The 24,015-nt window shown below is 71.8% G+C and carries 24 protein-coding genes; 22 read left to right on the forward strand and 2 right to left on the reverse strand.

From position 1 onward, the window contains the following. The first annotated feature begins 23 nt into the window (after window positions 1–23). The 15 genes from GY170_RS10870 (at window position 24) to nuoF (ending at window position 13,628) form a co-directional block, all read left to right on the forward strand. Entirely contained in the window at window positions 24–1,688 is a 1,665-nt protein-coding gene (locus tag GY170_RS10870) for a mechanosensitive ion channel family protein (RefSeq protein ID WP_163893425.1), read from the forward strand. 621 nt (window positions 1,689–2,309) lie between these two features. Further along, on the forward strand, window positions 2,310–2,948 hold the full coding sequence (locus tag GY170_RS10875; protein ID WP_163893429.1) for an SDR family NAD(P)-dependent oxidoreductase: 639 nt from the start codon (window positions 2,310–2,312) through the stop codon (window positions 2,946–2,948). Window positions 2,949–2,997: 49 nt separating this feature from the next. Beyond that, a complete protein-coding gene (gene surE, locus GY170_RS10880) occupies window positions 2,998–3,780 on the forward strand; it encodes a 5'/3'-nucleotidase SurE (protein ID WP_163893432.1) in 783 nt (260 codons plus the stop codon). Continuing rightward, window positions 3,777–4,457 (forward strand): protein-L-isoaspartate(D-aspartate) O-methyltransferase, encoded by a 681-nt coding sequence (locus tag GY170_RS10885; protein ID WP_163893435.1) that lies wholly within the window; start codon window positions 3,777–3,779, stop codon window positions 4,455–4,457. Before surE ends, GY170_RS10885 begins: the two co-directional genes overlap by 4 nt. A gap of 170 nt (window positions 4,458–4,627) precedes the next feature. Further along, a complete protein-coding gene (locus tag GY170_RS10890; protein WP_163893438.1) occupies window positions 4,628–5,860 on the forward strand; it encodes a peptidoglycan DD-metalloendopeptidase family protein in 1,233 nt (410 codons plus the stop codon). Between the two features lie 98 nt (window positions 5,861–5,958). Continuing rightward, window positions 5,959–6,324 (forward strand): NADH-quinone oxidoreductase subunit A, encoded by a 366-nt coding sequence (locus tag GY170_RS10895; protein WP_163893441.1) that lies wholly within the window; start codon window positions 5,959–5,961, stop codon window positions 6,322–6,324. 71 nt (window positions 6,325–6,395) lie between these two features. Further along, on the forward strand, window positions 6,396–7,001 hold the full coding sequence (locus GY170_RS10900; RefSeq protein WP_163893444.1) for a 3'-5' exonuclease family protein: 606 nt from the start codon (window positions 6,396–6,398) through the stop codon (window positions 6,999–7,001). A 318-nt stretch (window positions 7,002–7,319) separates the two neighbouring features. Continuing rightward, on the forward strand, window positions 7,320–7,925 hold the full coding sequence (locus tag GY170_RS10905; protein WP_235924099.1) for a NuoB/complex I 20 kDa subunit family protein: 606 nt from the start codon (window positions 7,320–7,322) through the stop codon (window positions 7,923–7,925). Between the two features lie 3 nt (window positions 7,926–7,928). Further along, window positions 7,929–8,525, forward strand: coding sequence for an NADH-quinone oxidoreductase subunit C (locus GY170_RS10910; protein ID WP_163893447.1), 597 nt, complete (start codon window positions 7,929–7,931; stop codon window positions 8,523–8,525). Further along, window positions 8,525–9,733 carry an NADH-quinone oxidoreductase subunit D gene (locus GY170_RS10915; protein WP_163893450.1) on the forward strand — a complete coding sequence of 403 codons (1,209 nt, stop codon included), beginning with the start codon at window positions 8,525–8,527 and terminating at the stop codon, window positions 9,731–9,733. The genes GY170_RS10910 and GY170_RS10915 overlap by 1 nt, the downstream gene beginning before the upstream one ends. A gap of 414 nt (window positions 9,734–10,147) precedes the next feature. Beyond that, window positions 10,148–10,546, forward strand: coding sequence for a hypothetical protein (locus GY170_RS10920; protein WP_163893454.1), 399 nt, complete (start codon window positions 10,148–10,150; stop codon window positions 10,544–10,546). 82 nt (window positions 10,547–10,628) lie between these two features. After that, window positions 10,629–11,786: an NADH-quinone oxidoreductase subunit E gene (locus GY170_RS10925; protein WP_163893456.1), complete on the forward strand. Its 1,158-nt coding sequence runs from the start codon at window positions 10,629–10,631 to the stop codon at window positions 11,784–11,786. 25 nt (window positions 11,787–11,811) lie between these two features. After that, on the forward strand, window positions 11,812–12,129 hold the full coding sequence (locus tag GY170_RS10930) for a hypothetical protein (RefSeq protein ID WP_163893461.1): 318 nt from the start codon (window positions 11,812–11,814) through the stop codon (window positions 12,127–12,129). Continuing rightward, the gene (locus GY170_RS10935; RefSeq protein ID WP_163893464.1) at window positions 12,122–12,337 is read left to right on the forward strand and encodes a DUF5337 family protein; all 216 of its coding nucleotides are present in this window, start codon (window positions 12,122–12,124) and stop codon (window positions 12,335–12,337) included. The genes GY170_RS10930 and GY170_RS10935 overlap by 8 nt, the downstream gene beginning before the upstream one ends. A gap of 7 nt (window positions 12,338–12,344) precedes the next feature. Beyond that, window positions 12,345–13,628 (forward strand): NADH-quinone oxidoreductase subunit NuoF, encoded by a 1,284-nt coding sequence (nuoF, locus tag GY170_RS10940; protein WP_163893467.1) that lies wholly within the window; start codon window positions 12,345–12,347, stop codon window positions 13,626–13,628. A gap of 506 nt (window positions 13,629–14,134) precedes the next feature. Here the strand turns inward: nuoF and GY170_RS10945 are convergent. Continuing rightward, entirely contained in the window at window positions 14,135–16,249 is a 2,115-nt protein-coding gene (locus GY170_RS10945) for a divergent polysaccharide deacetylase family protein (RefSeq protein WP_167803313.1), read from the reverse strand. Window positions 16,250–16,398: 149 nt separating this feature from the next. Between GY170_RS10945 and GY170_RS10950 the strand changes: the two genes are divergently transcribed. The 7 genes from GY170_RS10950 to lexA all read left to right on the forward strand — a co-directional run bounded on the left by GY170_RS10950 (window position 16,399) and on the right by lexA (window position 21,911). Then, window positions 16,399–16,992, forward strand: coding sequence for an anthranilate synthase component II (locus tag GY170_RS10950; RefSeq protein ID WP_163893473.1), 594 nt, complete (start codon window positions 16,399–16,401; stop codon window positions 16,990–16,992). Then, the gene (trpD, locus tag GY170_RS10955) at window positions 16,989–18,011 is read left to right on the forward strand and encodes an anthranilate phosphoribosyltransferase (protein ID WP_163893476.1); all 1,023 of its coding nucleotides are present in this window, start codon (window positions 16,989–16,991) and stop codon (window positions 18,009–18,011) included. The genes GY170_RS10950 and trpD overlap by 4 nt, the downstream gene beginning before the upstream one ends. Beyond that, window positions 18,008–18,685 (forward strand): uracil-DNA glycosylase, encoded by a 678-nt coding sequence (locus tag GY170_RS10960; protein WP_163893478.1) that lies wholly within the window; start codon window positions 18,008–18,010, stop codon window positions 18,683–18,685. Before trpD ends, GY170_RS10960 begins: the two co-directional genes overlap by 4 nt. A gap of 9 nt (window positions 18,686–18,694) precedes the next feature. Continuing rightward, the gene (gene trpC / locus GY170_RS10965) at window positions 18,695–19,501 is read left to right on the forward strand and encodes an indole-3-glycerol phosphate synthase TrpC (RefSeq protein ID WP_163893480.1); all 807 of its coding nucleotides are present in this window, start codon (window positions 18,695–18,697) and stop codon (window positions 19,499–19,501) included. Next, entirely contained in the window at window positions 19,502–19,969 is a 468-nt protein-coding gene (moaC, locus tag GY170_RS10970) for a cyclic pyranopterin monophosphate synthase MoaC (protein ID WP_163893483.1), read from the forward strand. Further along, complete coding sequence (locus tag GY170_RS10975) at window positions 19,966–21,141, forward strand: molybdopterin molybdotransferase MoeA (protein WP_163893485.1); 1,176 nt, start codon at window positions 19,966–19,968, stop codon at window positions 21,139–21,141. The genes moaC and GY170_RS10975 overlap by 4 nt, the downstream gene beginning before the upstream one ends. A gap of 65 nt (window positions 21,142–21,206) precedes the next feature. Further along, a complete protein-coding gene (gene lexA, locus GY170_RS10980; RefSeq protein WP_163893487.1) occupies window positions 21,207–21,911 on the forward strand; it encodes a transcriptional repressor LexA in 705 nt (234 codons plus the stop codon). Here lexA and GY170_RS10985 read toward each other — a convergent pair. Continuing rightward, window positions 21,905–24,007 carry a ComEC/Rec2 family competence protein gene (locus tag GY170_RS10985; protein WP_328800609.1) on the reverse strand — a complete coding sequence of 701 codons (2,103 nt, stop codon included), beginning with the start codon at window positions 24,005–24,007 and terminating at the stop codon, window positions 21,905–21,907. The two genes, lexA and GY170_RS10985, sit on opposite strands and share 7 nt — an antisense overlap. Window positions 24,008–24,015 lie beyond the last annotated feature (8 nt).

Here is a 24,015-nt window from a genome sequence, read left to right on the forward strand (position 1 = left end):
ATCCGACAGAGGAGACAGAGATCTTGACAGCCCTGCGTCACCGGCTCCCCCTTCTCCTCCTTGCGCCTCTCCTCTGGCTGGCGCTGGCGCTGGCCCTGCCCGCGCAGGAGAGCGACCTTACCGTCTTCGAGGTGGATTCGTTCAACAGCGGCATGCCCGAGCCCGCCGACGGGGTGGATCGCAGCACGCCGCAATCGACGATGGAGAGCTTCTTCGCCTTCGCCGATGACGACGACTGGGCGCAGGCGGCGCAGCTGCTCGATCTCTCGGAGATCCCGGAGGACGCGCAGCCGCAATCGGGCGCGCAGCTGGCGCAGATGCTCCGCGACATCCTCAAGCGCAAGGTGCTGCTCGACTGGGCGGATCTCGTCGACCGGCCGGACGCGATGCTCACCCGCGGGCAGAGCGACGACCCGCTGGTCGGCGTCGCCCGCCGCTCGATCCTGCTCGACGTGCTCGACCTGCGCGACCATCCGGTGGAGCTGCGGCTCGACCGCGTGCAGCCGCCGGAGGGGGACCCTGTCTGGGTCGTCTCCCGCCGCTCCGTCCGCGATCTTCCGGGGCTGCACCGCCTCTACGGGCCGACGGAGCTGGAGCTGCAACTGCCCGAGTCCCTGCGGCAGGAGACGGTCGCCGGCCTGATGGTGTGGGAGCTGATCGGCCTGCCGCTGGTCATCCTCGCGGCGGCCCTCGCCGGCTGGGCCGCGAGCCGCCTGCTCAAGCTCGCCGCCCGGCACACGCCCGGCTTCGTGGCGCGCGGCGTGATCCGGGCCATTCGCTGGCCCCTCATCGTCTTCATCGTCACCTGGGTGATCTCGGTCACGACGCAGAGCTTCTTCGTCTTCTCGGGGCAGGTGGAGCTGATCATCGGGCCACTGACGATCATCGGCTACACCGTCGCGGCGCTGCTCTTCCTCCTCAACGGCGTCGACGCCATCCTCGACCGGATCGCGCCGCTCGACGGGATGCAGGTGAACGACGCGCGCGAGGGCGAGCTGCGCGCCTACGCGACGCGCATCACCACCGTGCGCCGGGTGCTGATCGTGATCATCGTCATCGTCGGCTTCGGGGTCGTGCTCAGCCAGACGGAGCTCTTCCGCGGCTTCGGCCTGTCGATCCTCGCCTCCGCCGGCGCCCTGACGCTGATCTTCGGCTTCGCGGCGCGGCAGGTGCTGGGCAACATCCTCGCCAGCCTGCAGATCACCCTCAACCAGTCGGCCCGGATCGGTGACAAGATTCTCTACAACGATCAGCTGTGCTACGTGGAGCGGATCAACTTCACCTACGTGCAGCTGAAGATCTGGACGGGCGAGCGATTGGTCGTGCCGGTGAGCGAGTTCATCTCCGAGCCCTTCCAGAACTGGGTGATGGGCGACGTGCAGATGGTCCGCCTGATCCCGCTGAAGTTCGCCCACGACGCCGATGTGGGCGCAATGCGGGATGCGTTCTTCGAGATCATCGACGATCTCGATCCCGACGAGTTGCAGGACCGCGACGCCCACAAGGTGATGGTGACGGGGCACGACGTCTTCGGGATGGAGGCGACCTTCTGCCTCGCCTGCGCCAATGCCGACACCGCCTGGACGCTGGCCTGCACCGTGCGGGAGAGGCTGCTCGCCCGAGGCACGGAGATGCAGCAGGGCGGCGCGCATGTCTTCCCCGACGCGAACCCGGCGGAGGGGGCGTAGGGGGACCCGGCGGATCGTCCGCCAGGTCTTCCTCGCTCTATGGCCTTCCCATCCTTGGGCAGAGGCGCTCGGATCGCGGGAAGGCCGGCGAACGCCCTCCCGCCACTCTCCCCCAACCAAGCGCAACTCCCGAGCTCTGCCCCCGCCCGGAATCAAGCCGAAGGCGCCGGGCGAGCGCCTGCCCGTCCCGGCGGGCTGGCGCTCTGGCTGGTCTTGGTGCTCAGCGGGCCGCGGAGAGGGGCCTGGCTGGCATAAAGCGCTGCCGCGGCCCTGCCGGAGCGCCACCCCACGGGCAGGCGCTCGCCCGGCGCTGCAACCGGAGCGCGGGGTGGTAGGAGAGAGGCGGGCAGGCTCCAGATGAGAAGTGGCCCTCACATCATCAAGCGGAGTGGAGGTCGCGGGACCAGTGGCTGGCGGACCCGCAAAGAAGTGGTCACGCGAGGCCCGGTGGCAGGCTGAAGCCCGCCCTTCGCCTGGGGTAGCGGGCGGGCGTCACAGAACGCCCCCGTGCACTCAACACGCTCGCCCCCTCCACTGCCCACCCCTCACCTATCGTCCTCACCCCCGCCCCCATCGCACCCACCCCTTGACCTCCCGCGCGCTCCGGCGCATCCCGCCGGCATGAAACCCGCCCTTATTACCGGCGCCTCGCGCGGCCTCGGCCATGCGCTGGCGCTCGAGCTTGCCGCCACCCGCCCCATCGTCGCCGTCGGCCGCACCACCGGTGCGCTGGAGGAGCTGGACGACGCCATCCGCGAGCTCGGCGGCGAGGCGGTGCTCGCACCGATGGACATCTGCACCGACGCCGCCATGCAGCAGCTCTGCCGCGCCATCTTCGAGCGCTGGGGCGGACTCTCCGTCTGGGTCCATGCCGCCATCCATGCCGGCCCGCTGGCCCCCGCCCCGCATCTGGCCCAATCCGATTTCGACAAGTCCGTCGCCACCAACATCGCCGCCACGCGGCGCCTCATCGCCTACGTCGCCCCCCTCCTCGGCGAGGAGGGCACCGCCGTCTTCTTCGACGACGCCCGGGCGGGGGAGCGCTTCTTCGGCCATTACGGCGCCACCAAGGCGGCGCAGATCGCCCTCGCCCGCTCCTGGGCGGCGGAGACGGCGAAGATCGGGCCGAAGGTGCGCATCCTGACGCCGGAGCCGATGCCCACCGCCACCCGCGCCCGCTTCTTTCCGGGCGAGGACCGTGCGCCTCTGGCCACGCCCGCGGCGGAAGCGCGGCGCCTCATGCCGGAAATCCTGGGCTGATCTTGCCGCCCGCGCCCCCCTCGCCTAGACGAGGGCGAAAGGGGTGGGCATGCGGATCCTTGTAACGAACGACGATGGCATCAACGCACCGGGGCTGAAGGTCCTGGAGCATATTGCCGAGGCGGTCGCCGGAACCGGCGGCGAAGTGTGGGTCGTGGCGCCCGCCTTCGAGCAGTCGGGCGTCGCCCACTGCATCTCCTATACGCACCCGATGATGATCGCCGAGCTCGGCCCCCGCCGCTGGGCGGCGGAGGGCTCCCCGGCCGATTGCGTGCTCGCCGCCATCCATGACGTCATGCCCCAGCGGCCCGACCTCGTGCTCTCCGGTGTCAACCGGGGCAACAACTCGGGCGAGAACGCGCTCTATTCCGGCACCCTCGGTGCGGCGATGGAAGGCGCGCTGCAGGGCGTGCGCTCCATCGCGCTCAGCCAGTTCTACGGCCCCGGCAATGCCGGGCTGGAGGACCCGTTCGAGGCGGCGCGCAACTTCGGCGCCGGGCTGGTGCGCAAGCTGATCGACGATGCGCCGTGGGACACGGGCGATTACGGGCTCTTCTACAACGTCAACTTCCCGCCCGTCCCGGCGGCGGAGGTGAAAGGCCGCGCCGCCGTCCGCCAGGGCTTCCGCCCCGAGACGGGCTTCTCGGTGGAGCCGCACCTCTCCCCCTCCGGCCGGCGGTTTTTGTGGATCACCGGCGCCAAGCAGGCGGTGCATACCGGGCGCGGCAGCGACGTGTCGGCCAACCTCGACGGCTACATCTCCGTCACCCCGATGCGCGCCGACCTGACGGCGCACGAAAGCCTCGCGCGCGTGGCCGAGGCGCTGAGATGACCGGCGAGCCCCCCGGCGAGCGCGGCGACGAAGAGACCGACGGAGAGGCCGTCACCAAGATGCAGTTCCTGTTTGCCCTGCGCTCGCGCGGGGTCACCGACAAATCCGTGCTCGAGGCGATGGAGCGGGTCGACCGCGCCCGCTTCGTGCGCGGCATCTTCTCCGACCGCGCCTACGAGGACATGCCCCTGCCCATCGCCTGCGGGCAGACCATCTCCCAGCCCTCCATCGTCGGGCTGATGACGCAGGCGCTGGAGATCAACCCGCGCGACAAGGTGCTCGAGGTCGGCACCGGCTCCGGCTACCAGGCGGCGATCCTGTCGCTGCTGGCGCGCCGCATCTACACGATCGACCGCTATCGCCGGCTGGTGCTCGAGGCGCGCGGCGTCTTCGAGGATCTGGGGATGCACAACATCACCGCCATCATCGGCGACGGCAGCCACGGGCTCGCCGACCAGGCCCCCTTCGACCGCATCCTGCTGACGGCGGCGGCGGAGGACCCGCCGGGGCCGCTCTTGGCCCAGCTCCGGGTGGGCGGTATCATGGTGCTGCCGGTCGGGCAGTCCGACCAGGTGCAAAGCCTCATCCGGGTGCGGCGCAGCGAAACCGGCTTCGACTACGAGGAGCTGCGCGCGGTGCGCTTCGTGCCGCTCATCGAGGGGCTGGGGCAGGAATAGGCGCGCCCCCGCCCCCCGAGTGGACGGGGGGCTGGACGCGGGGCGCCGCAGAGGTCAGGAACGGGCCGGCCGGGCAGACCGGCCGTAGCAAGAGCCGGCCGGGCAGACCGGCCGCAGGAAGAACGGGCCGGGCAGACCGGCCGCAGGACACAGACGGGGGCGACGAGGATATGGGCGCAGCGGCAGGGAAATTCTGGGCCGGCGCGGCGGCGCTGGCGCTGCTGGCGGGCTGCGAGGACGGGCGCCTCGACTTCGATCTGCGCAACCTCTCCTCCTCGGGGTTCGACACCTCCGCCTCGCTGATGGCGCTGCCCGACCGGCCGGCGCCGGATGCGCGCGGCGTCATCTCCTACCCCAACTTCCAGGTCGTCGTCGCCCAGCGGGGCGAGACCGTCCGCCAGATCGCCGGGCGGCTCGGCCTGAACGCCGAGGAGCTCGGCTCCTACAACGGCATCACCGCCGACACGCCGCTGCGGCGGGACGAGATCATCGCCCTGCCCGGCCGCGTCTCCGAGCCCTCGCCCGCCACTGGCGCGCCCACCACCGGGCCGATCCTGCCCGCCGCTGCCGCCGCCGGCCCGGCGGTGGAGACGACGGTGCTCGCCCCCGCCGGCACGCCCACCCCGGCGCCCTCCGCCACGCCCTCGGCCCCGGCGCCCTCCAACGGCGTCATGCCGCTCGGCCAGACGGGGGAGGAGCCGCTGCGTCACCGCGTCGAGCCGGGAGAGACCGTCTACACCATCGCCCGCCGCTACGGCGTGCCGCCGGAAGCCATCGCCGCCTGGAACGGGCTCGACGGCAATCTCGACATCCGCGAGGGGCAGGTCCTGCTCATCCCGCAGGGCAGCGCCGCCGCCGTGCCCACCGCGTCCCTGCCGCCCGAGCCGGCGGGGACGACCACCGAGCCCGGCGCCGGCTCCCCCACGCCCGTGCCGCCTTCGGCCGCCGCGCCCCTTCCCATCGAGACGCCCGCCCCCGCCGCCGAGGTGGCCGAGGAGCCGGCGCCCGAGGAGGCGCCCGATCTCGGCGCCGAGCAGGCCGCGCCCGCCGATGACAGCCGCCTGTCGATGCCCGTCGACGGCTCGATCATCCGCGAATACGCTCCGGGCCGGAACGATGGCATCGACATCGCGGCCGCGGCCGGAAGCCCCGTGCGCGCCGCCGACAGCGGCACCGTCGCGGCCGTCACCACCGACACGGGCGGCATCAACATCGTCATCGTCCGCCATTCCGACGAGCTGCTGACCGTCTATACCCGCATCGACAACCTCACGATCAGCCAGGGACAGTCGGTCAGCCGCGGCCAGCAGATCGGCCAGGTGGCGCCGGGCGACCCGGCCAACCTGCATTTCGAGGTCCGCCTCGGCCTCGACAGCGCCGACCCGGCCGACTACCTGCCCTGACGCCGCGGGGCGGGCACGCCCTCAAGCCCGCCCTCGGTTGACCCTCCCGCGCCGCGGGCCTATTCCTCGCCGGTGAAGGACAGCCATAGGAGGCTCCGTTGGAATTCCTGCTCGCCGAATACCTGCCGATCATCATCTTCCTCGGCCTCGCGCTCCTCGTCGGCGCCCTCCTGATCGTGGCCGCCCTCGTCATCGCCGTCCGCAACCCCGAGCCGGAGAAGGTCTCTGCCTACGAATGCGGCTTCAACGCCTTCGACGACGCGCGGATGAAGTTCGACGTGCGCTTCTACCTCGTCTCTATCCTCTTCATCATCTTCGACCTCGAAGTGGCCTTCCTCTTCCCCTGGGCGACGAGCTTCGGCCTTCTGACGGACGCGGCCTTCTGGTCGATGATGGTGTTCCTCGCGGTGCTGACGATCGGCTTCGCCTACGAATGGAAGAAGGGCGCGCTGGAGTGGGATTGACCCGCCCCGCCCCCTGAACCTTGCAAGCGCCGGCCCACGTGGCCGGCGTTGTCATTTCCGGGAGGGGCGCCATGACCACCGCAATCATCTTCGACTGCGAGTTCCTCACCTCCGAGGGCGCGCCGCAGCGCTTCTGGTGCGGCCCGCACGACCCCGACCCGGTGATCGCCCAGATCGGCCTCGTGAAGCTCGATCTCGCCGCGCCCGGCATCGCCGAGACCGCCCGCCTCCATGTCATCCCTCGCGGCCGGGACGGCACCCGTGCCCCCCTCGATCCGCTCTTCACCCGCCTGACCGGCGTGACCGAGGCGGTGCTGGACAGAGACGGCCGCCCCCTCGCCGAGGCGCTGGCCGAGGTGGCACGCTTCGCGGGCGACGCGCGGCTCTGGTCCTGGGGCAAGGACGAGTTCAACATGATCGCCATCAGCTGCTACGTCGAAGGCCTCGCCCCGCCCCTGCCCGTCACGCGCTTCTCCAACGCCTGCCAGCTCCTCCTCGCCGCCGGCATGCCCTATGACGACCTCAAGCGCACCCCGAGCAACAAGCTCGCCGCTTATTACGGCATCGAGATCGCGGGCCGCCGCGACCACGACGCCCTCGGCGACGCCCTGTCGGTCGCCCACGTCCTCCTCCACCACCTGCGCGAGGGCCGCCTGACCCCCGCCCACTTCGCCTGACCCGCCTCCCCGCGCGTCGCCGCCCCAAGTGCCAGACGCTCTCCGCCTCCCCCCTCTCGCCCTTTTCCAAATACCTCTCGGGGGGCTCCGGGGGGCAGACAGCCCCCCGGTCCCACCCTCTCCACCCTCCGGCCCTCGCCCCATCGCCCCCGCTGCCCGGGCGCGCCGGGGTGGGTGGGCGGGAGGCGCGCCCGGGCAGCGGCCCGCCCCTCGCGCCCCGCCTCCCCTCCTCACAACCCGGCGCATGTCCGGCGCCCGGCGTTGACGCTGCCGCGGCGGAGGGTTAGGTCAGGCCGACACCACCCCAGGAGCTTCCCCATGGCCGAGACCCGCGACGAGCTCGTCACAGAGGTTCAGGGCGAGGGCTACCAGACGCCCCGCGTCAAGACCGGCCCCTCCAGCCTCGCCGCCTATGATGCCGGCGGCGACAACGAGGCGGCGACGGGCGCGCTGAACCGCGAGCTGCAGGATCGCGGCTTCCTCGTCACCTCCACCGCCGATGTCATCAACTGGGCGCGCACCGGCTCGCTGCACTGGATGACCTTCGGCCTCGCCTGCTGCGCCGTCGAGATGATGCACACCTCGATGCCCCGCTACGATATCGAGCGCTTCGGCACCGCGCCGCGCGCCTCGCCGCGCCAGTCCGACCTGATGATCGTCGCCGGCACGCTGACGAACAAGATGGCCCCGGCGCTGCGCAAGGTCTACGACCAGATGCCCGAGCCGCGCTACGTGATCTCGATGGGCTCCTGCGCCAATGGCGGTGGCTATTACCACTACAGCTATTCCGTCGTGCGCGGCTGCGACCGGATCATCCCGGTCGACGTCTACGTCCCAGGTTGCCCGCCGACGGCGGAGGCGCTGCTCTACGGCATCCTGCAGCTCAGCCGCAAAATCCGCCGCACCGGCACGATCAAGAGGTAGTCGATGGAAGATCTCGCCGCCCATATCGAGATGAAGCGCCCCGACGCGGTGCTCTCCCATTCCATCGCGCTCGACGAGCTGACGGTGACGATCCCCTCGTCGGAGGTCGCCGCCTTCACCGAGTTCCTGAAGACGGACCAGACCTGCCGCTTCTCGAGCCTCGTCGACATCACCGCGGTCGACTACCCGGGGCGCGAGGCGCGGTTCGAGGTCGTCTACCACTTCCTGTCGATGTACCAGAACCACCGCATCCGCGTGAAAACCGCCGTGCGGGAGGACGAGATGCTCGCCTCGATCACCGAGATCCACGCTTCCGCCGACTGGTTCGAGCGGGAGGTGTTCGACATGTTCGGCATCATCTTCACCGGCCACCCGGACCTGCGGCGCATCCTCACCGATTACGGCTTCCGCGGCCATCCGCTGCGCAAGGATTTCCCGACCACCGGCTACGTCGAGGTCCGCTACGACGAGTCGCAAAAGCGCGTCGTCTACGAGCCGGTGCAGCTGGTGCAGGAATATCGTCAGTTCGATTTCCTCTCTCCTTGGGAAGGCGCGAAATACGTGCTGCCCGGTGACGAGAAGGGTGAGGAGGCCAAGTGATGGACGGCGAATTCCGCGATATCCAGACGAACGAACAGAAGATCCGCAACTTCAACATCAACTTCGGCCCGCAGCACCCCGCCGCACACGGCGTGCTGCGCCTCGTGCTGGAGCTGGACGGCGAGCTGGTGGAGCGGTGCGACCCGCATATCGGCCTGCTCCACCGCGGCACCGAGAAGCTGATGGAGAGCCGCACCTACCTGCAGAACCTGCCCTATTTCGACCGGCTCGATTACGTCGGCACGATGAACCAGGAACATGCCTGGTGCCTCGCCATCGAGAAGCTGACGGGCACCGAGATCCCGCGCCGCGCCTCGCTGATCCGCGTCCTCTACTGCGAGATCGGGCGCATCCTGAACCACCTGCTCAACGTCACCACGCAGGCGCTCGACGTCGGCGCGCTCACCCCGCCGCTCTGGGGCTTCGAGCAGCGCGAGCAGCTGATGATGTTCTACGAGCGGGCCTCCGGCGCCCGGCTCCACGCCGCCTACTTCCGCCCCGGCGGCGTGCACCAGGATCTGACGCCCGAGCTGCTCGACGATATCGAGGCGTGGTGCGACAAGTTCCCCGAGTTCATGCAGGATCTCGGCGATCTCGTCACCGAGAACCGCATCTTCAAGCAGCGCAACGTCGACATCGGCGTGGTGACGGAAGAGGACATCCAGACCTACGGCTTCTCGGGTGTCATGGTCCGCGGCTCCGGCTTCGCCTGGGACCTGCGGCGCAGCCAGCCCTACGAGTGCTACGACGAGTTCGACTTCAAGATCCCCGTCGGCAAGAACGGCGACTGCTATGACCGCTATCTCTGCCGCATGGCCGAGATGACGGAGAGCGTGAAGATCATGCGGCAGGCCATCGACAAGCTGCGGCGCGAGCCCGGCGACGTCCTGGCCCGCGGCAAGCTGACACCCCCCCGCCGGGCGGAGATGAAGACCTCCATGGAGGCGCTCATCCACCACTTCAAGCTCTATACCGAGGGCTTCCACGTCCCCGAGGGCGAGGTCTATGCCTCGGTCGAGGCGCCGAAGGGCGAGTTTGGCGTCTACCTCGTCGCCGACGGCACCAACAAGCCGTACCGCGCCAAGCTGCGCGCGCCCGGCTTCCTGCACCTGCAGGCGATGGATCACATCCTCAAGGGCCACCAGCTGGCGGACGTCTCCGCCGTGCTCGGCTCGCTCGACATCGTGTTCGGCGAAGTCGATCGGTGAGGCAGGGGCCGGGCTGAAGCCCGGCCTACGGTCTCAACAAGACCACAGTCTCCCACGTCTCCACTTTCAGGGCACACCGCCTCCGCTCATCCCCCGCCCGGTACGCGCCAAAGGCGCAGGGCGAGCGCCGGCCCGTCCCGCGGGCTGGCACTCCGTTGCCGTCAACCCGAAGCTCTGATCGGGGAGGTGGTTGCACCATAAAGCGCCCACCGGCGCCGGAAGAGCGCCACCCCACGTGCCGGCGCTCGCCCTGCGCCCGCACCCGCATCTCGGGGTGGAGACGTCGCAGCGCCCCACGGCAACCGACCCACCGGCGACAAACCACCCTCCCCCGCCGCCGGCGCCTCTGCCCTCTTGCACCTTCCCGCCGCTCCGCAGAAACTCCGGCGCAAACAGGCACGCGAGGAGACAGGCATGAAATCCGCATCCACCGCCATGGCGGCACTCATCGGGGCGGCGGCACTGGCCGGCTGCTCCGTCAATCCCGACAGGGTGACCGGCGGGCCCGATCAGTCGCCTCTGATCTCGCTCAACCTGCCCGACTTCCGCACCGGCGGCAGCTCCTCCGACCCCACCGGCGTCGCCGCGGCCCCGGAAGTGCCCGTCGCGCCGGCCGCAGCGGAGGATCGCCTCGTCTCCGCAATCGAGGCGCAGGGCTGCGTGCTCACCTCGGCAAACGTCGATTCGGTGCTGCTCTCGGCGAACCTGACCGCGGACGAGCTTCGCGTCATCACCGAGCAGCTGGTGGAGGCCGGTCGCGCCGAACTTTCCGGGGAAGGCGCCATCCGCATCCTCTCCACCAACTGCATCTGACACCGTATTTGACACCGCGCGGCGGGGCTGGCATGTGCAGCCCCACCGGCCACCCGCGGCCCGAGGAGCGGAGCCCCATCCCATGCTGAGACGCCTTCATCCCGACCAACCAGAGAGCTTCGCCTTCACGGAGGCGAACCAGACTTGGGCGGAGGCGCAGATCAGGAAGTACCCCGAAGGGCGGCAGGCCTCGGCCATCATCCCGCTCCTCTGGCGTGCGCAGGAGCAGGAGGGCTGGCTCACCCGCCCGGCCATCGAGGGCGTCGCCGAGATGCTCCAGATGCCCTACATCCGGGCGCTCGAGGTGGCGACCTTCTACTTCATGTTCCAGCTGCAGCCCGTGGGCTCCGTCGCCCATGTGCAGATCTGCGGCACCCTCTCCTGCATGATCTGCGGGGCGGAAGACCTGATGGCGGTCTGCAAGGAAAAGATCGCCGCGGCGCCGCACCAGCTTTCGGATGACGGCAAGTTCTCCTGGGAAGAGGTCGAGTGCCTCGGCGCCTGCGCCAACGCGCCCATGGCCCAGATCGGCAAGGATTATTACGAGGATCTCACCACCGAGAGCCTCTCCCGCCTGCTCGACGAGATGGCGGAGGGCAATGTCCCTGCCCCCGGCCCGCAGAACGGCCGCTATGCCTCCGAGCCGGGCTCCGGCCTCACCTCGCTGACGGCGCATGGCGAGGATCGCGTGCCCGCCAACGCCTCGGTGACGCTGGCGACCGACATCGGCGACACGCTCAAGCGCATCGACGGCACCGAGGTGCCTTTCCGTGCTCCGTGGGATCGCCGCGCCGATGAGCCTGCCGGGCCGGAGACGCCCGGCGACGCCGTCGAGGAGCAGGCCCCCGGCGCCCAGCCGGAGCGTGACGACGACAGCCCCGGCCAGCCGGTCGACGTGGTCAACCAGCCTATCGCCGAGCGCGTGCCCGCCTCCGCGGAGGCCGAAGAGGCCACCGGCGGCGACGAGGGCACCGTCGGCCCCACCCCCGAGGTGGAGCCGGAGCGCATGGATGCCCCGCGCGACGATCAGGCCGACGACCTGACGCAGATCCGCGGCGTCGGCCCCGGCATCGCCGGGCAGCTCAACGAGCTCGGCATCTACCACTTCTCGCAGATCGGCGCCTGGGGCGCGGAGGAGATCGCCTGGATCGACGCCCGCCTCTCCTTCCGCGGCCGGGTCGAGCGCGACCAGTGGGTCGAGCAGGCGCAGATGCTGATGAAGGGCGAAAGCCCGGAATGAGCCGCGGCGCCGCCGCACCGGGCCGATGACCAACAGGGCCGCGAAACGCCGCTGCCGCAGCGCCTGCCACGGCGCCGGCTTTGCCGGCGGCGTGATCTTCGCCCTCCTCCTCGGTCTCGGCCCCGCCGCCTGGAGCTCCGCCATCCTCCTCGGCCTCGGCGTCGCCGTGCTGCTGGCCGGCATGCTCAACCTCCTCTTCTGCCGCAGCGCCGGCGCCACCCCGCCGGTGCGGGGTTCCAATACCGGCCGCCCGATGGAAACGGGGGCGCCGATGGGCGAGGTGGAGGCGCGGCTGGAGGCGGAGCGCCTGCAGGAGCAGGAAGAGGAGCGCCGGGATGGATGACTGCCGCCCCCCTCGCGCCCGCGCCGGGAGGGCCGCGGCCCTTGTGATGGCCGGAACGGGGCTCTATTGGATTGCAGTGACCTATCTTGGGGCGCAGGCCGGATGGCCGACCCGCATCCGCGCGCTCCTCGATCTCTTCGCCCTGGCCGGCTTCGGCCTGGGGCTCTGGATGACCTGGCGGGCCTACAGGCTCGGCCGCGACGAGTGAGGCAGCGATGCTGAAGGACGAAGACCGCATCTTCACCAATCTCTACGGCATGCACGAGCGCACGCTCGAGGGCGCCAAGAAGCGCGGCCACTGGGATGGCACGGCCGGCATCCTCCAGAAGGGCCGCGACTGGATCATCGAGGAGATGAAGGCGTCGGGCCTGCGCGGCCGCGGCGGCGCCGGCTTCCCGACGGGCCTGAAGTGGTCCTTCATGCCCAAGGAGAGCGACGGCCGCCCCGCCTACCTCGTGGTCAATGCCGACGAGTCGGAGCCGGGTACCTGCAAGGACCGGGAGATCATGCGGCACGATCCGCACACGCTGATCGAGGGCTGCCTCATCGCGAGCTTCGCGATGAATGCCCATGCCTGCTACATCTACATCCGCGGCGAATACATCCGCGAGCGCGAGGCCCTGCAGGCCGCGATCGACGAGTGCTACGAGAACGGCCTCCTCGGCGCCAATGCCGCCGGCTCCGGCTGGGATTTCGATCTCTACCTGCATCACGGCGCCGGCGCCTATATCTGCGGTGAAGAGACGGCCCTGCTGGAGAGCCTCGAGGGCAAGAAGGGCATGCCCCGCATGAAGCCCCCCTTCCCCGCCGGCGCCGGCCTCTACGGCTGCCCGACGACGGTGAACAACGTCGAGAGCATCGCGGTCGTGCCGACGATCCTGCGGCGCGGCGCCAGCTGGTTCTCCTCCTTCGGGCGGCAGAACAACGCGGGCACCAAGGTCTTCGCCATCTCCGGCCACGTGAACCACCCCTGCGTGGTGGAGGAGGAGATGTCGATCCCGTTCAGGGAGCTGATCGACCGGCATTGCGGCGGCATCCGCGGCGGCTGGGGCAACCTCAAGGCGGTGATCCCGGGCGGGTCGTCCGTGCCGGTGCTGCGCGCCGAGGCGATGGACGACGCGATCATGGATTTCGACTGGCTGCGAGAGCAGAAGTCGGGGCTCGGCACGGCGGCGGTGATCGTGATGGATCAGTCGGTGGACATGATCAAGGCGATCTGGCGGCTGGCGAAGTTCTACAAGCACGAGAGCTGCGGCCAGTGCACCCCCTGCCGCGAGGGTACGGGCTGGATGATGCGCGTGATGGAGCGGCTGGTGAAGGGCGAGGCCTCCGTCGAGGAGATCGACATGCTCTTCGAGGTGACCAAGCAGGTGGAGGGCCACACGATCTGCGCCCTCGGCGACGCCGCCGCCTGGCCGATCCAGGGCCTCATCCGCAACTTCCGCGACGAGATCGAAGACCGCATCCGCGGCCGCGGCGCCGCCATCGCGGCGGAGTGACGCGGGGCCTGGGTTCGGGCGGCGCCTGAGCTTCAAGGGCAGGCGTTTGGACGAGCTGTAGGGCGGGCTTGAGCCGGCCCTTTGGCCGCTCATCTCGTGCACCTCAGAGCCTCGGCGCCTGCCGCCCCCACTCCGAGGACACAGCGTTCCTCGGCATCCGGCGGGCTGGATGCCGCCCATTGAGCGCAAGCTCCTTCTCCTCGGCTGCAGTAAGCGCCTGCCCTCGCAGGCGCAGGGCGAGCGCCTGCCCGTGGGGTGGCGCTTCCTCCCTCCCCGCTGCAGCGCTTTATGCCCGCCAAGCCCCTCCCCGCCCTGAGCGGAGCACCCAGCCCAACCAGATCGCCAGCCCGCCGGGACGGGCAGGCGCTCGCCCTGCGCCTTTGGCGCGTACCGGGCGGGGGAACAGCGCTCTGATTTAGAGACCGTAGCGTCGCAACATGCGCCAGACGTTCCGAAGACGGAGACCGCAGCGACAGACCCGGAAGCCGCCCGAAGCGGCTCGCCCCTCACTCCTCCATCAGCACCGAAGACAGAGGCGCGAAGTCCACCTGCTGCGCCCGGTTGGCCGTCTGCCAGAGCGTCAGGGCGGAGACGGTGTCCGGCCGGAGCCGGCCCATCAGCACCGTCCCCGACTCGCGGCGGGTCTGGAAGGCGGCCTGGTCGAGGAAGCGGCGGATGACGCGGGCGTCCTGCCCCTCGCCGTCGAGATCGCGGTAGACCACTGCTGCCGGCACCCCGGCCGAGGCGGCGAGGCGGGGGCCCGTTCCCAGCCCCTCGTCCATCGTCACGAACCCCCGGCCCTCGTCCGCCAGCCGGGCCAGAACCTGCTCCGCCACCGCCTCGCGGCCGGCGATGCCACCGGCGTCGACCAGCGCCACCGCCTCCGGCAGAGCGCGGAAGATCGCCTCCAGCGCCACCTCGGCATCCTGCGGCGTCGCCCCGGCCGGCAGGCGGGCGATGGCGGCGACCTCGTAGCCGGCGGCGCGCCAGCGCTCCATCGCCTCGGCGGCGTCGTCGCGGCTGGGGTCGATGAGGATCGTCACCGGCACGTCCGCCTGCGCCAGCGTCTCCGGCGGCAGGCTGCCGTCGTCGTAGAGGAGCACGCTCATCAGCGGCAGCGCGCCGGGGGTGAAGGGCGCGCCGTAGGCCTCCAGCGCCGTCGCGGGGGGCGCGGCCTCGACCGCCGCCTCCTCGGGCTCGGCCTCTGCGCTGCCCAGCCGCCGGACCGGCGGGCCGGAGCCGGAGCCCGGCAGGCCGCCGCCGCTGCCCGTGCGGGCGATGACGAGGGGGCGCGTCTCCTCCTCTTGGGCCGGCGCGGGGGGCGGCGGCTCGACCTCGGCCACCGGCGCGTCGGCTTCGGGGACGGACGGGGCGTCGGGGGCATCCTGTGTCGCCTCGGCGACGTCGGGGGCCGGAAGCGTCTGAGGGATCGCGCCCGCGGAGGCGCCGGGCGCCGTCTCGGGCGAGTCGTCGACGATCACCGGGCCCGGCGGCGGGGCGGAGCGGGTGGCGACGGCGAGGTCCGCCTCGCGCTCCGGCAGGGCCGGCGGCGGGCTCTGCGGGCTGGGCAGGACAGGCGTCTCGCCGCTGCCGGAGAGGCCCGGCTCCGCCGTCGCCAGCGCCTGCCCGGCCGGCAGCTCGGGCACCGGGAGCGCCGCCGCCTCGCCCGCGACTGGCGCCGGCAGCGCGCTGACCTCCGGCGCCGCCTCGCCGCCCGGCGCGACGGGCAGGACAGGCGCGCCGAGCTGGGGCACCTCGGCCTCGTCCAGCGCTGCCATGACCTCCGCCTCCTCCGCCTCCGGCAGGCCGGGCTGGCCCGGGGCGGCGGGCATCTCCGGGCCGTCGGCGACGGGAGACGAGAGGCTGGCCACCTCGGGCGCCGCCTCCTGCCCCGGCTCCGCCGGGCGCACGGGCTGGGCGAGCGAGGGCGGCGCGGCGTCCCCGCCTGCCACCTCCGGCCCCTCCGCCCCCTCAGGCGAGCCGGGCAGAGCCGGGACGTCGGGTGTCGCGGCGGCGGGCGCCGGGGCGCGGGAGATCTCCGGCACATCCTCGCCGCCCGGCTCCGCCGGCCCTTCGGGCCGGGTGAGCCGGGCGGCGTCCGGCGTCACCTCGACGGAGGGCGCCGCCTCCTCGCCCGGGGCGGCGAGCGCCTCCGGCGCCTCCCCGAGAGCCTGCTCCGGCGGGCTCGCGGGGCGCGGGGCGGCGGGGGGCGTGGACGCCACCTCCTCCGCCGGCGCGGCGGGGCCGAGGCTGGGCGCCTCGGGGCGGGGCGCCACAGAGCCCTCCTCCTCCAGGGGCGCCAGGCTCTCGCCCTCGCCCATGTCGCCTTCAGGCGCGGCGGGCGCGCTGTCCGCCTGCGGGCGGGCGGGGGCTTCGCCCCCTTCCGGCTGCGCCTCGGGCGCCAGCGCCTCCGGCGCCGGGGGCGGCGCGCTCTCTGGCGGGGCGGCGGTGGGGGACGGAGCCTCGATGGCGGCGCCCTCCTCGGGCGGCGGGGCGGCCGTGGGGGCGGCGACCTCCGGCGGGGCCGGCGGGGCATTGCCCGGCGGCGGCGCCCCGGCGACGGAGGCGACGACGAGCGCGCCGCCGCCGACGATCAGCCCGAACAGAATCCCGGTGAGCACACCGCGTAACACTGCAATCCTCCCGCCTCTGGCTTATCGGCCGCCCCGCGCCGGCCCGCCGCTTGACGCCCGGCCCGCCGGGGGGCCATGTTGCGCCGACTTTACCCCCGTCGCCCACCCCCGGGCCAGACCAGAATTGCCGGACCCTCATGCTGCTGCTCATCGATAACTACGACAGCTTCACCTACAACCTCGTCCACTACCTCGGCGAGCTTGGGGCGGAGGTCGCCGTGCGCCGCAACGACGCGCTGAACGTGCAGGAGGCGATGGCGATGCGCCCCTCCGCCATCGTCCTATCCCCCGGGCCCTGCGATCCCTCACAGGCCGGCATCTGCCTCGCGCTGACCGAGGCGGCGGCGGAGACGCGCACGCCGCTCCTCGGCGTCTGCCTCGGCCACCAGTCGATCGGGCAGGCCTTCGGCGGCAAGGTGGTGCGCTGCCACGAGATCGTGCACGGCAAGATGGGCCGCGTCTCCCACACGGGCGAGGGGGTCTTCGCCGGCCTGCCCTCCCCCTTCCTTGCGACGCGCTACCACAGCCTCGTCGTCGAGCGGGAGAGCCTGCCGGAGTGCCTCAAGATCACCGCCGAGCTGGAGGATGGCACCATCATGGGCCTCGCCCACCGCGAGCTGCCGATCCACGGGCTGCAGTTCCACCCCGAGAGCATCCGCTCCGAGCACGGGCACCAGCTGCTGAAGAACTTCCTCGACGGCGCCGAGGCGCAGGCGACGGTGGCGGCATGAGCGACCGGATGAAGGGGCTGATCTACGCCGCCTCCGAGGGGCCGCTCTCCCGCGCGCAGGCGGAGGAGGCCTTCGGTCTGCTCTTCGAGGGCGCGGCGACGCCGGCGCAGATGGGCGGCTTCCTGATGGCGATGCGGGCGCGGGGGGAGAGCGTCTCCGAATATGCCGCCGCCGCGCAGGCGATGCGCGAGCGCTGCATCGCGGTGCGGGCGCCCGAGGGCGCGATGGACATCGTCGGCACCGGGGGCGACGGCAAGCACACGCTCAACATCTCCACCGCTACGGCCTTCGTTGTGGCCGGCGCCGGGGTGCCGGTGGCCAAGCATGGCAACCGCAACCTCTCCTCCAAGAGCGGCACGGCGGATGTGCAGACGGCCATGGGCATCAACGTCATGGTCGAGGCGGAGGTCGTGCAGCGGGCGCTGGACGAGATCGGCATCGGCTTCATGATGGCGCCGATGCACCACCCGGCGATGAAGCATGTCGGCCCCGTCCGGGCGGAGCTCGGGACGAAGACGATCTTCAACATCCTCGGCCCCCTGACCAACCCCGCCGGGGTGAAGCGCCAGCTCACCGGCGCCTTCGCCATCGACCTGATCTTCCCGATGGCCGAGACGCTCCAGCAGCTCGGCACCGAGAAGGCGTGGCTCGTCCACGGCTCGGACGGGACGGACGAGATCTCCATCTCCGGCCCCACCGCTGTCGCGGCGCTGGCGAACGGCAAGATCACCTCGATGGAGGTGCACCCCGAGGATGCCGGCCTGCCGGAGCATCCGTTCAAGGAGATCATCGGCGGCACGCCCGAGGAGAACGCCGTCGCCTTCCGCGATCTGCTGGACGGCGCCCCAGGCGCCTACCGCGACGCGGTGCTACTCAATGCCGCGGCCGCTCTGGTGGTCGCCGACAAGGCCGGCTCGCTCAAGGAGGGCGCCGAGATGGCCGCCGAGAGCATCGACTCCGGCGCCGCGAAGGCCAAGGTCGAGGGGCTGGCCCGCATCACCTCCGCCGCCGGGGCGTGAGCGCGCCCGCCCTCGCGGGCTGGGAGGATCTCGCCTTCTGGCAGACAGGCTGGCCCGCCGTCTCCGCCGCCCTCGCGGCGGAGGAGCGGCAGATCCTGCCCCCCGCGCCGCAGATCTTCGCCGCCCTCGATCACCTGCGGCCCGAAGACGTCCGCGTCCTCATCCTCGGGCAGGACCCGTACCCGACGCCCGGCCACGCCCATGGCCATGCCTTCTCGGTGGAGCCGCACGTGCGGCCCCTGCCCCGCTCCCTCTCCAACATCTTCAAGGAGATGCAGGGCGATCTCGCCTGCTGCCCGGCCACGGGGGACCTGCGCCACTGGGCCGATCAGGGCGTGATGCTGCTCAACACCGCCCTCACCGTTCCGGCCGGAGAGGCGGGCGGCCACGCCAGGCTCGGCTGGCTGCCGCTAGTGCGGGAGGTCGTCGCCCGCGTCTCCACCCGGCCCACCGCCTTCCTCCTCTGGGGGAAGACGGCGCAGAAGCTGGGGGCGGACGAGATCCGCCCCGGCGAGCACCTCGTCATCGAGACGGCGCATCCCTCGCCGCTCTCCGCCCGGCGAGGGTTCTTCGGCTCCCGCCCCTTCAGCCGCGTCAACGCCTGGCTGGCGGCGCGGGGCGAGGCCGAGATCGACTGGGCGGGGCCGCTTCCCTCCGCCCCCGGGGAGGAGTAGGAGGGCTGCATGGATATTCTCGACAAGATCAAGGCTTACAAGCTAGAAGAGGTCGCCGCCCGCAAGGCCGAGACGCCGCAGGCGGAGATCGAGGCGCGCGCCGCCGCCGCCCCGCCCGTGCGCCCCTTCGCCGAGGCGCTGCAGGGCGCCATCCGCACCGGCTACGGCCTCATCGCCGAGGTGAAGAAGGCCAGCCCCTCCAAGGGGTTGATCCGGCCGGAGTTCGACCCGCCGGCACTGGCCCGCGCCTACGAGGCAGGCGGCGCCACCTGCCTCTCCATCCTCACCGACGGCCCGTCCTTCCAGGGCAAGGAGGCGGACCTGATCGCCGCCCGCGAGGCCGTCTCGCTGCCCGTGCTGCGCAAGGACTTCCTCTACGATCCGTGGCAGGTGGCCGAGGCGCGGTCGATCGGGGCCGATTGCATCCTCATCATCATGGCCTCCGTCTCCGACGATCAGGCCGAGGAGCTGGAAAGCGCCGCCCGCCACTGGGGCATGGACGCGCTGATCGAGGTGCATGACGAAGCGGAGCTGGAGCGCGCCGTCAAGCTCTCCTCCCCGCTGATCGGCGTGAACAACCGCAACCTGCGCACCTTCGAGACCGATCTGCAGACCACCCGCACCCTCGCCCGCCGCGTCCCCGCGGACAGGACGATCGTGGCCGAGAGCGGCATCTTCGAGCCCGCCCACATCCAGGATCTCGCCCAGTATGGCGCCCGCTGCTTCCTCGTCGGCGAAAGCCTGATGCGGCAGGAGGATGTCGAGGCGGCGACCGAGGCGCTGCTGACCGTGCCTGCCTCCATGGGGGGGCTGTGAATGCTCAGCCATTTCGACCAGAAGGGCGAGGCGCACATGGTCGATGTCTCCGAAAAGGAGGTGACGACGCGCGAGGCCCGGGCCATCGGCCACGTGAAGATGACGCCGCAAGCCCTTGATCTGGCGCGGCAAGGCACGGCTAAGAAGGGCGACGTCATCGGCACCGCCCGCCTCGCCGGCATCATGGCCGCCAAGCGCACGGCCGATCTCATCCCCCTCTGCCACCCGCTGCCGCTCTCCCACGTCTCCCTCGCCATCGAGGCCGACGAGGCGCTGCCGGGCCTCAGGCTCGAAGCGACGGTGCGCACCACCGGGCGCACCGGGGTGGAGATGGAGGCGCTGACCGCCGTCTCCGTCGCCGCGCTGACGCTCTATGACATGCTGAAGGCCGCCGAGAAGGGGATGGAGATCGGGGAGATCCGCCTCGCCTACAAGTCGGGCGGCAAATCCGGGACATACGAGGCGTGATCACGGTCGCCGAGGCGCTGGAGCGGCTTTTCGCCCTCGTCACGCCGCTGCCGGCCGAGGAGGTGCCGCTCACGCAGGCTGCCGGCCGTGTCCTCGCCCGCCCCATCGCCGCCCGCCGCTCCCAGCCGCCCTTCGCCGCCTCGGCGATGGACGGCTATGCCGTCCGGCAGGCGGATGTCGCGGAGGGCGCGCGGCTGAACGTGATCGGCGAAAGTGCCGCGGGGCACGGGTTTTCCGGCACGCCCGCGGCGGGGGAGGCTGTGCGCATCTTCACCGGCGCGCCGGTGCCGGAAGGCGCCGACATGGTCATCCTCCAGGAGGACGTCACGCGCGAGGGCGATGTGATCACGCTCTCCTCCGCCGCTGGCCAAAGCGTCAACATCCGCCCCGCCGGCGCCGATTTCGGCCCCGGTGACAGCCTCTCGGCTCCGCGCCGCCTCTCCTCAGCGGACATCGCGCTGGCCGCGGCGATGAACCATGGCACGCTGCCGGTCACGCGCCGGCCGGAGGTCGCCATCATCGCCACGGGTGACGAGTTGGTGGCGCCCGGCGAAGAGCCGGGCCCCGACCAGATCATCGCCTCCAACACCTACGGGCTTTACGCGCAACTTCAGGCGCTTGACGCCCTTCCCCGGCTCCTGCCCATCGCGCGCGACAACCTCGACTCGCTGGCCATCGCCTTCCGCCTCGCCGAAGGGGCCGATCTTGTGATCACGGTCGGCGGGGCTTCTGTCGGGGACCATGATCTCGTCGGCGAGGCCGCCGCTGGCGCCGGGCTCGACCGCAGCTTCTGGAAGGTCGCCATGCGCCCCGGCAAACCGCTGATGGCGGGGCGGATGGGCGACGCGATGCTGCTCGGCCTGCCGGGCAACCCCGTCTCCGCCCTCGTCTGCGGGCAGGTCTTCATGGCGCCGGTGATCGACGCCATGCTCGGCCTGCCGGCCCGCTCGGCCCGCCGCCGCATCGCCCGTCTCGCCGCGCCGCTGGCCGCCAATGGCCCGCGCGAGCATTACCTGCGCGCGCAGACGGGGCCGGAGGGGGTGACGGCCTTCTCAAAGCAGGATTCCTCGCTCCTCTCCGTCCTCTCCGATGCCGATTGCCTCATCGTGCAGCCGCCGAACGACCCGGCGCGCCCCGAAGGGGCGGAGGTGGAGATCGTGCCGCTCAACTAGGCGGTTGACACAAAACAGGAACACTTGTAGAACATTGCCCAAACGAGCCGGCAATGAGGCACCCCATGCTGACGCGCAAGCAACTGGACTTGCTGGAATTCATCCACAAAAGGGTGCAGCGCGACGGCGTTCCCCCCTCCTTCGACGAGATGAAGGAGGCGCTGGATCTGCGCTCCAAGTCCGGCATCCACCGGTTGATCACAGCGCTGGAGGAGCGGGGCTTCATCCGCCGCCTCGCCCACCGGGCCCGCGCGCTGGAAATCGTCAAGCTCCCCGAGGCGCTGGAGCAGCGGCTGGCGGCGGAGGCGAAGGTCGTCTCCATGCCGCGCCGCGCCTCCCCCCGCCCGGCTCCCGAACAGCCGCGGACCCCTGCCGCCTCCCCCGCCGCCGCGATGGAGCTGCCGGTCATGGGACGCATCGCCGCCGGTGTGCCGATCGCCGCCATCAGCGAGGTCTCCCACCAGGTTGCCGTGCCGCAGGCCATGCTCGGCCATGGCGCCCATTTCGCGCTGGAAGTGCGCGGCGATTCGATGATCGGCGCCGGTATCCATGACGGCGACATCGTCGTCATCTCCGAGACGGACAGCGCCGACGATGGCGACATCGTCGTGGCGCTGGTCGACGAGGAGGAGGCGACGCTCAAGCGCATGCGCCGCAAGGGCGGCATGGTCGCGCTGGAAGCGGCAAACCCGGCCTACGAGACGCGGATCTACCGCGGTGACCAGGTGCGCGTTCAGGGCCGGCTCGTCGGACTTATCCGCTCCTACTGAGCCACCAGCAGGCCGGCGATCCTCGGCGCTTCCTCCGGTTCCGGGCGCGGCCCCTGCCGCGTCCACGGGCGCAGGCCTGCATGGGCGCCGGCCGTTTCGATAACCAGCTCGCCGGCCTCGCCTACTCTCAGGGCCAGCGCTCCGGTGCGCCTCAGGCGCAGAAGATCGTAGGTCTCGCAGGGCCTGCTCCCCGGCACCTCGACATTGGCGATGAGGATCGCGGCGCCGCCGCATCCCTCCAGCGCCCCAAGTGCCCGTGTCCCTCGCACCTGCAGGATGGGGGTGTCCGCCAACGTCAGCCGCACCGTCCCGTCCCGCTCCGGCAGGGCGCCGAGAGCCCAGAGGTCCGCCCGCTGCGCCAGCGTCCCGTCGTTCTCCAGCCAGATGCCGGCCGCGTAGCTGTCGGTGCGCTCGCGGCTCATCGCCCGGCCCTCCGCCGTCATCAGGCCGAGGAGGCCCCCGCTATCCGAGACGAGCAGCGCCGGCCGCTCCGCCCCCTGCCAGAGCAGCGCCGCCACGGCCATGGGCGCCAGCCCGGCCCAGCGGCCCCGCCCCTGCCAGAGCGCCAGTATCAGCCCGCCCGCGGCGAGGAGCGGCAGCACGAGGGGGGGCGGCGACGGCACGCCCCCCACGGCCCCGTCCATCGAGGTGATCCCCTCCGCCACCGCGAGGATCCAGCCCGAGCCCACGGCCATCATGGCGAGGCCCGCCGCCTCCAGCCCCAGTGGCGCCAGCAGCGCCGTCATGACCGCCCCCGGCATGACGAGAAGGCCCATGGCCGGCACCGCCAAGAGGTTCGCCAGCAGCCCGAAGAGCGCCACGCGGTTGAAATGCGCCGCCGCCACCGGCGCCGTCGCCAGCCCCGCGACGAGCGATGACATCGCCAGCAGCAGCGCCGGCATTGCCCATCGCCAGAGCCGCCCCCGCCGCGCCAGCCGCATCGGCGAGGCCGCGCCGAAGACGGCCACGAGCGCGACGACGGCCGCGAAGGACATCTGGAACCCCGCGTTGACGAGGCTCTCGGGCCGCAGCACCAGCACCAGCGTCGCCGCCACGGCCACGGCCCGCATCGAGATAGCGCGCCGGTCGAGGAGCACCGCGACCAGCGCCACGGCGGCCATGATAAAGGCCCGCTCCGTCGGCACCGCGCGCCCGGCCAGCGCGAGGTAGGCGGCCGCCGCCGGCAGGGCCGCCAGCGCCGCCAACTTTTTCGTCGACAGACGCAGCGCCAGCGGCGGGATCAGCGCCAGCCCGCCCCGCACCAGCGCGAAGACGAAGCCGGTCAGCAGCCCCATGTGCATCCCCGAGATCGCCACGAGGTGGTAGAGGTTCGCCCCCCGGAGCGCATCCGACGCGGCGGGGGTGAGGCCCGAGCGGTCCCCCGTCGTCACCGCCGCCGCGAAGCCGCCCGGGTCCCCCGGGATGCGGGCGCGCATCCAGGCGGAGATGGCGTGGCGGGCGCGGGCGAGCGGCAGGGCGCCCTCCTCCGCCGGCTCTAGCAGCAGCACGGGGGCGCGGGTGTAGCCGAGGGCGCCCAGCCGGTCGAACCATGCGTGGCGGCGGAAGTCGAAATCCCCCGGCTCGGCGGGGCCGGAGGGGGGCGAGAGGTGGGCGGTGGCGATGACGCGCTGTCCCGGCTCCGGTGCCAGCCAGTCCATCGGGCCGAAGAGGGAGATGCGCACGCGCGCCGGCGTCCGCCCCGGTGACATGTTGCGCAGCACCACCTCGTCCAGCAGCAGGCGCGGCGCCTCGCTGGCGGAAATGTCCACCGCCAGCACGCGGCCCTCCACCGGGCCGTAGTAGCGAAAGCCGAGGACCGGCGCCTCGACGGCGCGCACCCGAGCCCCGGCGAGCCCGGCGCCGAGCGCCACCAGCGCCAGCGCCGTGGCCAGCGGCGCCAGCCCCGGCCCGAGCGCCCTCACCGACGCGAGGGCCGCGAGGCCGACGGCCGCGATCAATCCCCAGCCGGCCAGCGACGGTTCCACCGGCGCCGCGAGGTAGAGCCCGATGCCAAGGCCGAGGAAGACCGGCACCCATGTCATCAGGTGGCCCCGCTGGCGGAGCAGGGCCGCGCCCGGATCAACCCAGCGGTGCACTTGTTCTC

The organism is Pseudoroseicyclus tamaricis (assembly GCF_012070395.1).
GTDB lineage: Bacteria > Pseudomonadota > Alphaproteobacteria > Rhodobacterales > Rhodobacteraceae > Pseudoroseicyclus_A > Pseudoroseicyclus_A tamaricis.

What these genes read in the sequence shown, in the direction of transcription:
- GY170_RS10875 (WP_163893429.1), top strand. Translation starts at nt 2,310, where the DNA reads ATGAAACCCGCCCTTATTACCGGCGCCTCGCGCGGCCTCGGCCATGCG.
- surE (WP_163893432.1), top strand. Translation starts at nt 2,998, where the DNA reads ATGCGGATCCTTGTAACGAACGACGATGGCATCAACGCACCGGGGCTG.
- GY170_RS10885 (WP_163893435.1), top strand. Translation starts at nt 3,777, where the DNA reads ATGACCGGCGAGCCCCCCGGCGAGCGCGGCGACGAAGAGACCGACGGA.
- GY170_RS10890 (WP_163893438.1), top strand. Translation starts at nt 4,628, where the DNA reads ATGGGCGCAGCGGCAGGGAAATTCTGGGCCGGCGCGGCGGCGCTGGCG.
- GY170_RS10900 (WP_163893444.1), top strand. Translation starts at nt 6,396, where the DNA reads ATGACCACCGCAATCATCTTCGACTGCGAGTTCCTCACCTCCGAGGGC.
- GY170_RS10905 (WP_235924099.1), top strand. Translation starts at nt 7,320, where the DNA reads ATGGCCGAGACCCGCGACGAGCTCGTCACAGAGGTTCAGGGCGAGGGC.
- GY170_RS10910 (WP_163893447.1), top strand. Translation starts at nt 7,929, where the DNA reads ATGGAAGATCTCGCCGCCCATATCGAGATGAAGCGCCCCGACGCGGTG.
- GY170_RS10915 (WP_163893450.1), top strand. Translation starts at nt 8,525, where the DNA reads ATGGACGGCGAATTCCGCGATATCCAGACGAACGAACAGAAGATCCGC.
- GY170_RS10920 (WP_163893454.1), top strand. Translation starts at nt 10,148, where the DNA reads ATGAAATCCGCATCCACCGCCATGGCGGCACTCATCGGGGCGGCGGCA.
- GY170_RS10925 (WP_163893456.1), top strand. Translation starts at nt 10,629, where the DNA reads ATGCTGAGACGCCTTCATCCCGACCAACCAGAGAGCTTCGCCTTCACG.
- GY170_RS10930 (WP_163893461.1), top strand. Translation starts at nt 11,812, where the DNA reads ATGACCAACAGGGCCGCGAAACGCCGCTGCCGCAGCGCCTGCCACGGC.
- GY170_RS10935 (WP_163893464.1), top strand. Translation starts at nt 12,122, where the DNA reads ATGGATGACTGCCGCCCCCCTCGCGCCCGCGCCGGGAGGGCCGCGGCC.
- nuoF (WP_163893467.1), top strand. Translation starts at nt 12,345, where the DNA reads ATGCTGAAGGACGAAGACCGCATCTTCACCAATCTCTACGGCATGCAC.
- GY170_RS10950 (WP_163893473.1), top strand. Translation starts at nt 16,399, where the DNA reads ATGCTGCTGCTCATCGATAACTACGACAGCTTCACCTACAACCTCGTC.
- trpD (WP_163893476.1), top strand. Translation starts at nt 16,989, where the DNA reads ATGAGCGACCGGATGAAGGGGCTGATCTACGCCGCCTCCGAGGGGCCG.
- trpC (WP_163893480.1), top strand. Translation starts at nt 18,695, where the DNA reads ATGGATATTCTCGACAAGATCAAGGCTTACAAGCTAGAAGAGGTCGCC.
- moaC (WP_163893483.1), top strand. Translation starts at nt 19,502, where the DNA reads ATGCTCAGCCATTTCGACCAGAAGGGCGAGGCGCACATGGTCGATGTC.
- lexA (WP_163893487.1), top strand. Translation starts at nt 21,207, where the DNA reads ATGCTGACGCGCAAGCAACTGGACTTGCTGGAATTCATCCACAAAAGG.